The organism is Actinomycetota bacterium, assembly GCA_035697485.1.
Classification (GTDB): domain Bacteria; phylum Actinomycetota; class UBA4738; order UBA4738; family HRBIN12; genus JAOUEA01.
Window position 1 is genome coordinate 113997 of the sequence record DASSCU010000058.1, and the last position, 8126, is coordinate 122122.

An 8126-nucleotide genomic window follows, 5' to 3' on the forward strand; every position below is an offset into this window, starting at 1 on the left:
CGGGCGTCACGGCCGAGCATCGGGCGAGCGTACGAACCGGACAAGCGTTGCATCCCCTGGACCCGCACCGTCCCGTCCCCCGACCACGATCACGAATCCGCCAGGTTGGGGATTCACGCGCCGCCGCCTCGGCCGCTAGGGTTCCCCCATCCCCCGGGCGCGCTGGCAGGTCGCGGCCGGATGCACCTCTCCCTCATGGCTCGGCGATGTGTTCGACATGGGAAGGGAGCAGCGTGAGGGTCGACGTGGGAGCGGGGTCGTGAGCGCGGATCCCCTGGCGACGATGCGCCGGCAACTGCGCGAGGACCTACGCCGACGGGTGGATGCGCGCGGCTTGGCGACGGCGCCCCGCACCGAGCGCCGGTTGCACGTCCGTGACGAGGCGCTGGAGCTCCTCCGGGCCACCGGAGCGATCCTGCCCCAGCGCGAGCTCACCCGCATGGTCAACGAGGTGTCAGACGAGGTCGTCGGGTTCGGTCCCATCGAATTCCTGCTGCAAGACCCCGAGGTGACCGAGGTCATGGTCAACGGGCCCGACGACGTGTACGTGGAGCGAGGGGGGCGCATCGAGAGGGCGCCGGACGGTCTATTCGAGGGGGAGGAGGCCGTCCTGCATCTGATCGAACGCATCGTGGGACCCTTGGGCCTTCGGGTCGACGAATCATCGCCTTGGGCGGATGCGCGACTTCCGGATGGTTCGAGGGTCCACGCGATCGTGCCGCCCCTCTCGCTCCGCGGTCCTGCGGTGACGATCCGCACATTCTCCCGCGTCCCGTTCAGCGCGACCGATCTGGTCGGCGGCGGCACGATGGGTCGGCGCATGCTGGCGTTCCTGGCGGCGTGCGTGCGGGGCCGTGCCAACGTGATCGTGAGCGGGGGAGCGGGCAGCGGCAAGACGACGCTGCTCGGCGTGCTCAGCAGCTTCATCCCCGACGGCGAGCGCCTGATCACGATCGAGGATGCCGCCGAACTCCGGCTGGCGAAGCCACACGTGGTCGCGCTCGAGGCTCGTCCGGCCAACGTAGAGGGCAAGGGACAGGTCACGGTCCGTGACCTCGTGCGCAACGCGCTGCGCATGCGGCCCGACCGCATCATCGTCGGGGAGGTCCGCGGCGGCGAGGCGCTCGACATGCTGCAGGCCATGAACACCGGCCACGAGGGGTCGCTCTCCACGGCGCACGCGAACTCCTGCCGGCACCTGCTGTGGCGCCTCGAGACGATGGCGATGATGTCCGACGTCGATCTCCCGGCCGCCCACGTCCGCAACCAGGTGGCCGCCGCGATCGACGTGGTGGTGCACCTCGCCCGACTCCGCGGAGGCCGGCGAGTGGTCTGGGAGATCGCCGCCGTCGAGGGCACCCGGCGCGCCGAGCCGATCGTGACCCCGGTCTTCCGGTACCGCCCGCGCGAGGGGGCCGACGGGCACTTCGAGGCGACCGGCACAGTGCCGTCGATCACGACGACCCTGGCGGACCGCGGCGAGGACGTCGCCGATTGGATGTTCGCGCCCGAGGAGGACCGATGAGCGCGCTGGCCATCACGCTCCTGGGGCTCGCTGCCTGGCTCGCCGAGCGCGGGTCGCGGTCGGTCCGTCGCGGCCACCTCGGCCTCGGGGACCTTCGGCCACCCGCTCGAAGGAGCGGAGTGGCCGCGCCGCCGGGCTGGGCGATCTGGGCCTCGATCGGCGCAGCGATCGGCTTCATCGCATCGGGCTTGGCGTCGACGATCGGGGGCGCTGCCGCGGGTCTGGTCCTCTGGCGGCTCCGCCAGCGTCGCCGCGCCCGAGCCGCCGCCGCCGAGCTCGACGAACAGCTGGTCGATGCGGTCGCGTCGATCACCGCCGCGATCCGGGCGGGCCGTTCCGTCCCGCAGGCGCTCTCGTTCGCCGCGTCCGAGGCGCGTCCCCCGCTTCGCGACTCGCTGCGCGCGCTCGATCGATCCATCGAGCTCGGCGTGCCCCTCGATGAGGCGGTCGCGGCGTGGACCCGCAAGGTCGATACCGACGATGCTCGCCTTCTCGCAGGAGTGCTGACCTTGCATCGCCGTAGCGGCGGCGATCTCCCCACCGTCCTCGACGAGGTAACGGCAACGCTCCGAGAGCGACGTGCCGCCGTGGGGGAGGTGAGGGCGCTCACTGCCCAGGCTCGTCTCTCCGGCATGATCCTCGGCGTGCTGCCATTCGGGTTCTTCGCGTTCCTCTGGCTCACGTCGCGCACGGAGATCGAAGGAGCGTTCCGTTCAGCCACCGGCCTCGCCGCGATCTCGCTCGGCTTTGTGCTCGAGGGCCTGGCCTTCCTGTGGATCCGGCACCTGCTGGAGGTACGGTGACCTCCGCGCTCGCCTCGGGTCTGCTCGTGACGGCGGTCGCGTGTTCGGTCGCCGGGGTGAATCGCGCGATCCGCGACCGCCCAGCGCTCAGGCTCGGCGGGCGACCCTCGACGGTGGCACTGGGTGGCGACCCTTCGTCGGGTATCCGGCTCCCTCGGTTGTTCGTCGGCTCACGGGCGGCGACGCGACGTCGGGCGGCCATCGACGCGGAGGTACCTCAGCTCCTCGACCTGCTCGCGGCGGGATCGTCCGCCGGACTGGCCGCTCCGCTCGCACTCCGGCGTGCCACCGACGGGCTCGCGGGACCGCTCGCCGACGAGGTGCGTGCGACGGTCCGCGCCGTCGACCTCGGCGCCCGCTGGAGGGACGAGCTCGAAGCGCTCGCCGATCGTCTCGACCTCCCCGACCTCCGTCGTGCGGTCGCCGCGCTCACCCGTACCGAGTCGCTCGGTGCCTCGTTGGCCCAGGCCACCTCGGAGCTTGCGGCATCGGTGCGACAGGCACGGCGGGCGGCCACCTCGGAGCGCGCCCGTACCGCTCCCGTGAAGATGCTCTTCCCGCTGGTGTTCCTCGTCCTCCCCGCGTTCCTCCTCCTCACGGTGGTGCCCGTGTTGCTGACCACCGTGCGATCCATCGGCTAGCTCAAGGAGGTGCATGTTGCAGGTGCTGAACACCCTGTGGTTCGACGCAGCGTGGTTCGTGCGTCATCAGCTTCGGCGAGAGGAAGGACAGACGACGGCGGAGTATGCGCTCGTGATCTTGGCGGCGGCCGCCGTCGCCGTCGTCCTGATCGCGTGGGCGCGTTCGTCCGGGCGGCTGCCCGCGTTCTTCGATCAGGTGATCGACCAGGTGATCGGAGATGCGAACGGCGCATAGACCGGTCCGCGGACGAGGTCAGAGCGGCACCGCGGCCGTGGAGTTCGCCCTGGTCCTGCCGATCGTGCTGGCGATCGTGCTCGCCCTCGTGCAGGTCGGTCTGCTCGTGCGTGATCGGCTGCTCGTGGAGTCGGCGGTGCGCTCCGGGGCGCGCACCGCCGCCATCGAGCCGGGCGATGACGCCGTGCGGGACGCGGTGCTGCGGGCGGCTCCCGCACTCGACGAGAGCGCGGTCTCGCTGGCGGTCGCCCGCCCGGGCGCCCGCGGCGAGCCGGTGACGGTCTCCCTCACCTACGTCGCTTCGATCCGGGTGCCGTTCGTAGCGTGGCTATTCCCGTCCGGCGTGTCGATGCATGCCCAGGCGACCGACCGCCAGGAGTTCACGTGATCGGTCGTGACCGTTCGCAGGGTGGCTCTGTCTCGATCGTGGTGGCCGGGGTTGCGACGGTCGCCCTGGTCGCATCGCTCGGCGTCGCCGACGTGGGGAAGGCGTTGGTGGCCCGTGCACGAGCGAGAGCCGCGGCCGACGCCGCGGCTCTCGCCGCTGCCCAGGAGCTCGCGTTGCCAGGTGGTCGCACGCCGGTCGAGCTCGCCGACGACTACGCCACGCGCAACGGCGCCACGCTCGTCTCGTGCGAGTGTGCGTCTGGCACCCTCGCCGCGGCGGTCGAGGTCGAGGTCGAGGTCGGTCCGATGTTCCTGGCCGCCGACGGTCTCACGGCGCGTGCCAGCGCCCGTGCGGTCATCGACGTGCCCGGCGCCTGACCTCCGCCCGTTCTGGATCCTTCGACCCGTGGCCCTCGCTCCAGTCGCCGATCGTGAGCGCGTCGCTCGTTGAGCCCGCGTCGACGGCGGGAACCGGGGTCGCGACGCCCGCTGCGAACCGGGCCGCCGTCGGCACGCTCGCGATCACATGGTCGACCACCCCGTAGGCCCTCGCCTCCTCCGCCGTGAGGATGAAGTCGCGGTCGGTGTCGACGATGATCTTCTCCACCGGTTGTCCCGTGTGCTCTGCGAGGATCTCGTCGGCGCGCCTGCGCATGCGCACGATCTCGCGGGCGTGGATCTCGAGGTCGGACGACTGGCCCTCCATGCCCCCGTGGGGCTGGTGGAGCAGCACGCGGGAGTTCGGCAGCGCGAACCGCCGTCTCGGGCTTCCGGTCGCGAGCAGGAACGCGCCCGCGCTCGCCGCCTGGCCCACGCAGTAGGTCGCGACGGGACAGCGGAGGAACTGCATCGTGTCGTAGATGCCGAACATCGCCGTGGTCGAACCGCCGGGGGAGTTGATGCACATCGCGATCTCCTTATCCGGGTCCTCCGACTGCAGGAACAGCATCTGGGCGACGATCAGGTTCGCGACGTCGTCGTCGATGGGGGTGCCGAGGAACACGATGCGCTCGCGCAGCAGACGCGAGTAGATGTCGTACATGCGCTCCCCGCGATCCGACGCCTCGACGACGCTCGGCACGAGGGTCTGGAACGGGGCGGAGCTTCGGCTGGACATGACCGGCCTCCTTCGCGGTAGGATGCAACCGCACGGTTGCCAGTCGACCGTAGCGGAGTGTCGATGACTTGGCAACCATACGGTTGCCAAGCTGTCGGACCGCCGGACGTCGAAGGACGCGAGATGAGCAGACCCGATCGATGCATCGACCGGACGTTGACGATCCGGGCCACGGTCGAGGCGCTGTGGCCTGCGATCTCCACGGCCGACGGCCTCGAAGCGTGGCTGGGAGGCGAGGTCGAGATCGATCCTCGGCCGGGTCGGCCGGTCCTGGTCCGCTGGCCCGACCGCTCGACCAGTCGCGGCCTCGTGGAGCGGGTCGAGGCTCCTCGACGATTCGTCTTCCGATGGCGACGCATCGCGGGCGCCGGCCTCAACCTCGCCGTCGGCGACCCCACACGGGTCGAGATCTCGCTGTCACCGGTCGGTGACGGGGCAACCCGTGTCCACATCGTGGAGTCGCACGCCCCGATGCCGGCGCGTCCGGTCGCGTTGGGCTCGGGCCGGCAGACATCGGGGAGGGGCGCGGCGTGACCCGCGACCGCGTCGACCGGGTCTTCTCGGCGTTGTCCGATCCCACGCGCCGATCCGTGATCGTCTGCCTGTCCGACGGCGGGCCGACGACGCTCGCGCGGCTCGCAGAGGACCTCCCCGTCACCCGTCAGGCGGTGGCCAAGCATCTCGCGGCGCTCGAGCAGGCCGGCCTCGTGAGTGCGAGCGCCGACGGGCGCAGCCGAATGTACCGGCTCACGCCCGGCCCCCTCACCGAGGCGATGGGTTGGATGATCGACGTCGGCGCCGATTGGGACTCGAGGCTCGAGTCCCTGAGGCGCTACGTCGAGCCGTGACCGTCCGGTCGCTCCGGCGGCCCGCCGGGCGGAAGGAGCACCGTCTCTGCTCCTCCGCCCCGGCCACGGCGTCGTCGCCACGCCCGTCGTACGCCCCAGAAGAGCATCCCGAACAGGAACAGCACCATCAGGAACGCCACCAAAGGCACGATGACCGCGCTGAACGACAGCAGGGTCGAGATCGCATCCTCGCCGAGCGAGAGCACCGGGTTGCCGGCACCACCGGTGAGGGCCGTCGATGCCGGGCGCACGATCGAGCGGGCCCCGTGGGTCGCGCCCGCCGCGGCGACGCCGAGCACCACCGCGAACGCGGGGTCGACGGCGTCGTTGCCGGTCACGGCGAGGGCCAGCAACGCGCCCGCGATCGGTGCCACCACCACGCCGATCGCGTGCAGCACCGAGTCGATCGCAGGAACCTTGTCGCCGACGAAGTCCACCACGGCGATCACTGCGATCGCGAGCATCACGCCGGGGTCTGAGAGCGCGTCGTACGGAGCGTCGAGCGTGATCAGGTCGGTCCAGCGTGCGAGGCCCCCGAGGACCAGCAGCGGCAGGTAGGCGTTGAGGCCCGCCGCGGTCGAGAGGGCGAGTGCGGTCATCGTCCCGATGACGGCGTCCGTCACGGAGGCCACCCCGGGTGGATCACTCCAGACCCTTCGCCCGCGGGTCCCGGTGGCGAGGGGCGTGGTAGTCGGGGTCGCCGCGCAGCACGAGGTACTCCACGGCCGCCCAGACCGTCTTCGACCGAGGATAGAACGCGAGCGGCACGAGCACGAGCACGAGCACGCTGGCGATCGTGAGAGGAAGCACGGGCACGTCGGGCACCGTCAAGGCGAGACCGACGACGAGCACGACGATCCACAGGCCGATGCCGACGACGTAGTTGAGGACCATGGCCCCGAGGTAGCCGCCCTGTTCCTTCTCGAACCGCCACTCGCACCGAGGGCACGTCGTCCGCATCACGAACCACGACACGAACGTGTCTCGGTCGCCACATCGCGGGCACCGCCTGCGCGCCCCGCGCAGCAGCGTCGCCAGCGTCCCAGCCTCCGGGTACAGGAGAGGCGGCGCATCGTCAACCGGCCGATCGGCGGTCTCGTCGCCGCGGCCACGGTCGGGATCGAGCGAACCGTAGGGGTTGTCCATATCCACCCATCGTCGCAGGTCACAGCGTTATGCGGGTGCGAGCTGCGTTGGGTTGCGCTGGTAAGGGACACTCGTCCAACCATGATTTCGACGATCTCCGCGGTTCTGTCGATTGTCGTTCGGAGACAGAGGCGGGGTAGTCCAGAGTGACGGACGACAGCAGTTGGTCGTCCACGACGGAGGGTTTCCATAGAAGCGAGCACTCACAGCGATCACGGCGCCCCCGTGTTGTCACTGGGCACGGCATCGGTGGCCTAGCGCAAGATACTGGTACGGACGTTGTCGAGGAAGCAACGAACGACAACGGCGACACGGGTCTGTTCGGCCTCGTTGGGCTGCTCGGCCTTGCCGGACTGTTCGGACTCAAGCGTCGAGACGACCACGTCCGGCGCGACCGCACCGACATCCGGCGCGACCGCACCGACGCCAACGTGGATGCGCGACGTTGACGACCACCGAGCACGACGATGATCGCCGATCCGATCGAGACAGGGGCACTCGCGATGGCAACTTCAGAAGACAATCAGTCAGCTGCAGGTCGAGGTCAAAGGGCCCTGGAAGTCGGTCAGGCCGTGCAGGGCGCGGCGCTGGCCGGAGCACAGGCCACCCAGGCTGCGGCTCACGCAGGCACGTAGAGCACCATGCTCGCTGGGGCGCTGGCCTCGTCGTGGGAATGTTCCTCGCGCTCTTCCTGCGAGACTTCAAACGCCGCTGAGCACTGCACAACCCGGCTGCGAAACGACCGCGGGTGATCCGCGTTTCTCTTTCCGGCTAAGGTCGGGGGGCAACCATCGCGAGGTCACGTGGACACGGGGTCATCGGGCGAGCGAGGCTGGAATGGTCGAGACACGCAGGGACCCCCGAGCGACGGAGAACCCAGGGGCCACTACGTCCGACGGGTTGTCCTAGGTCGCGGACCTCCAGATTGTCCGTGTGAAAGGCCCGACCGATTCGGAGCTTCGTCGTGACCCCAAGGCTAGACCTCATCCCGGCCTCGTGTAACCCCCTGCGTGCGGTCCGACAGACGGGCTAGCCTGAGCCATGCTCCCGATCATCGTTCAGCACCTTCCACGAGATCGGGGGCGGATGGGGTCCGCGACGTGAGACGGCGGGACGGCTGCACCTCACGCTCTGGGAGTACCGCTCCTCGAAGCCGGTGAGCTGCACACCACGTTCGACCTGTACGAGCGGATCATCGAGCTGTGCGGATGGCCGCGTTAGAGAACCGGACTCGTGGTCGCCTCGAGCGAGTCGCGCACGGCTTGCCGCATCACCTCACCGCCCGCCTCGAGTTCGTCGAGCAGGTCGCACCAGTCCGTGAACGTCGAATCCTGGCGTAGGCGCTCACGCACTGCATCCCGAACGTCCTCGGGGCAGCGGAGATACCCCAGCAACTCGGCCCGAAGCCAACGCGAGAACGTCTG

12 protein-coding genes and 1 pseudogene are annotated in these 8126 nt (G+C 70.0%); 9 read left to right on the forward strand and 4 right to left on the reverse strand.

The window, feature by feature from the left end:
• Positions 1-259: 259 nt before the first annotated feature.
• The 6 genes from VFI59_14995 to VFI59_15020 are packed head-to-tail and all read left to right on the forward strand — an operon-like array spanning position 260 to position 3969.
• Positions 260-1525: a CpaF family protein gene (locus VFI59_14995; GenBank protein ID HET6714998.1), complete on the forward strand. Its 1266-nt coding sequence runs from the start codon at positions 260-262 to the stop codon at positions 1523-1525.
• Complete coding sequence (locus VFI59_15000) at positions 1522-2328, forward strand: type II secretion system F family protein (GenBank protein ID HET6714999.1); 807 nt, start codon at positions 1522-1524, stop codon at positions 2326-2328. The genes VFI59_14995 and VFI59_15000 overlap by 4 nt, the downstream gene beginning before the upstream one ends.
• A complete protein-coding gene (locus tag VFI59_15005) occupies positions 2325-2969 on the forward strand; it encodes a type II secretion system F family protein (GenBank protein ID HET6715000.1) in 645 nt (214 codons plus the stop codon). Before VFI59_15000 ends, VFI59_15005 begins: the two co-directional genes overlap by 4 nt.
• 13 nt (positions 2970-2982) lie before the next feature.
• On the forward strand, positions 2983-3204 hold the full coding sequence (locus VFI59_15010) for a DUF4244 domain-containing protein (protein ID HET6715001.1): 222 nt from the start codon (positions 2983-2985) through the stop codon (positions 3202-3204).
• Complete coding sequence (locus VFI59_15015) at positions 3188-3592, forward strand: TadE/TadG family type IV pilus assembly protein (protein HET6715002.1); 405 nt, start codon at positions 3188-3190, stop codon at positions 3590-3592. The genes VFI59_15010 and VFI59_15015 overlap by 17 nt, the downstream gene beginning before the upstream one ends.
• On the forward strand, positions 3589-3969 hold the full coding sequence (locus VFI59_15020; GenBank protein HET6715003.1) for an Rv3654c family TadE-like protein: 381 nt from the start codon (positions 3589-3591) through the stop codon (positions 3967-3969). The genes VFI59_15015 and VFI59_15020 overlap by 4 nt, the downstream gene beginning before the upstream one ends.
• Before the next feature lie 142 nt (positions 3970-4111).
• Here the strand turns inward: VFI59_15020 and VFI59_15025 are convergent.
• Positions 4112-4708 (reverse strand): annotated as a pseudogene (locus tag VFI59_15025) (ATP-dependent Clp protease proteolytic subunit).
• Positions 4709-4831: 123 nt separating this feature from the next.
• On the opposite strand from VFI59_15025, the gene VFI59_15030 reads away from it, so the two are divergent.
• Together VFI59_15030 and VFI59_15035 are read left to right on the forward strand one after the other, a co-directional pair.
• Complete coding sequence (locus VFI59_15030) at positions 4832-5242, forward strand: SRPBCC domain-containing protein (protein ID HET6715004.1); 411 nt, start codon at positions 4832-4834, stop codon at positions 5240-5242.
• Complete coding sequence (locus VFI59_15035; protein ID HET6715005.1) at positions 5239-5556, forward strand: metalloregulator ArsR/SmtB family transcription factor; 318 nt, start codon at positions 5239-5241, stop codon at positions 5554-5556. Before VFI59_15030 ends, VFI59_15035 begins: the two co-directional genes overlap by 4 nt.
• Here VFI59_15035 and VFI59_15040 read toward each other — a convergent pair.
• Positions 5541-6179: a DUF4126 domain-containing protein gene (locus VFI59_15040; protein HET6715006.1), complete on the reverse strand. Its 639-nt coding sequence runs from the start codon at positions 6177-6179 to the stop codon at positions 5541-5543. The two genes, VFI59_15035 and VFI59_15040, sit on opposite strands and share 16 nt — an antisense overlap.
• 19 nt (positions 6180-6198) lie before the next feature.
• The gene (locus VFI59_15045; protein HET6715007.1) at positions 6199-6702 is read right to left on the reverse strand and encodes a DUF983 domain-containing protein; all 504 of its coding nucleotides are present in this window, start codon (positions 6700-6702) and stop codon (positions 6199-6201) included.
• 146 nt (positions 6703-6848) lie between these two features.
• Between VFI59_15045 and VFI59_15050 the strand changes: the two genes are divergently transcribed.
• Positions 6849-7151 carry a WGxxGxxG family protein gene (locus tag VFI59_15050; protein HET6715008.1) on the forward strand — a complete coding sequence of 101 codons (303 nt, stop codon included), beginning with the start codon at positions 6849-6851 and terminating at the stop codon, positions 7149-7151.
• 768 nt (positions 7152-7919) lie between these two features.
• Here the strand turns inward: VFI59_15050 and VFI59_15055 are convergent.
• Positions 7920-8126 (reverse strand): hypothetical protein (locus VFI59_15055; protein HET6715009.1); only part of this gene is annotated, 207 nt, incomplete at its 5' end.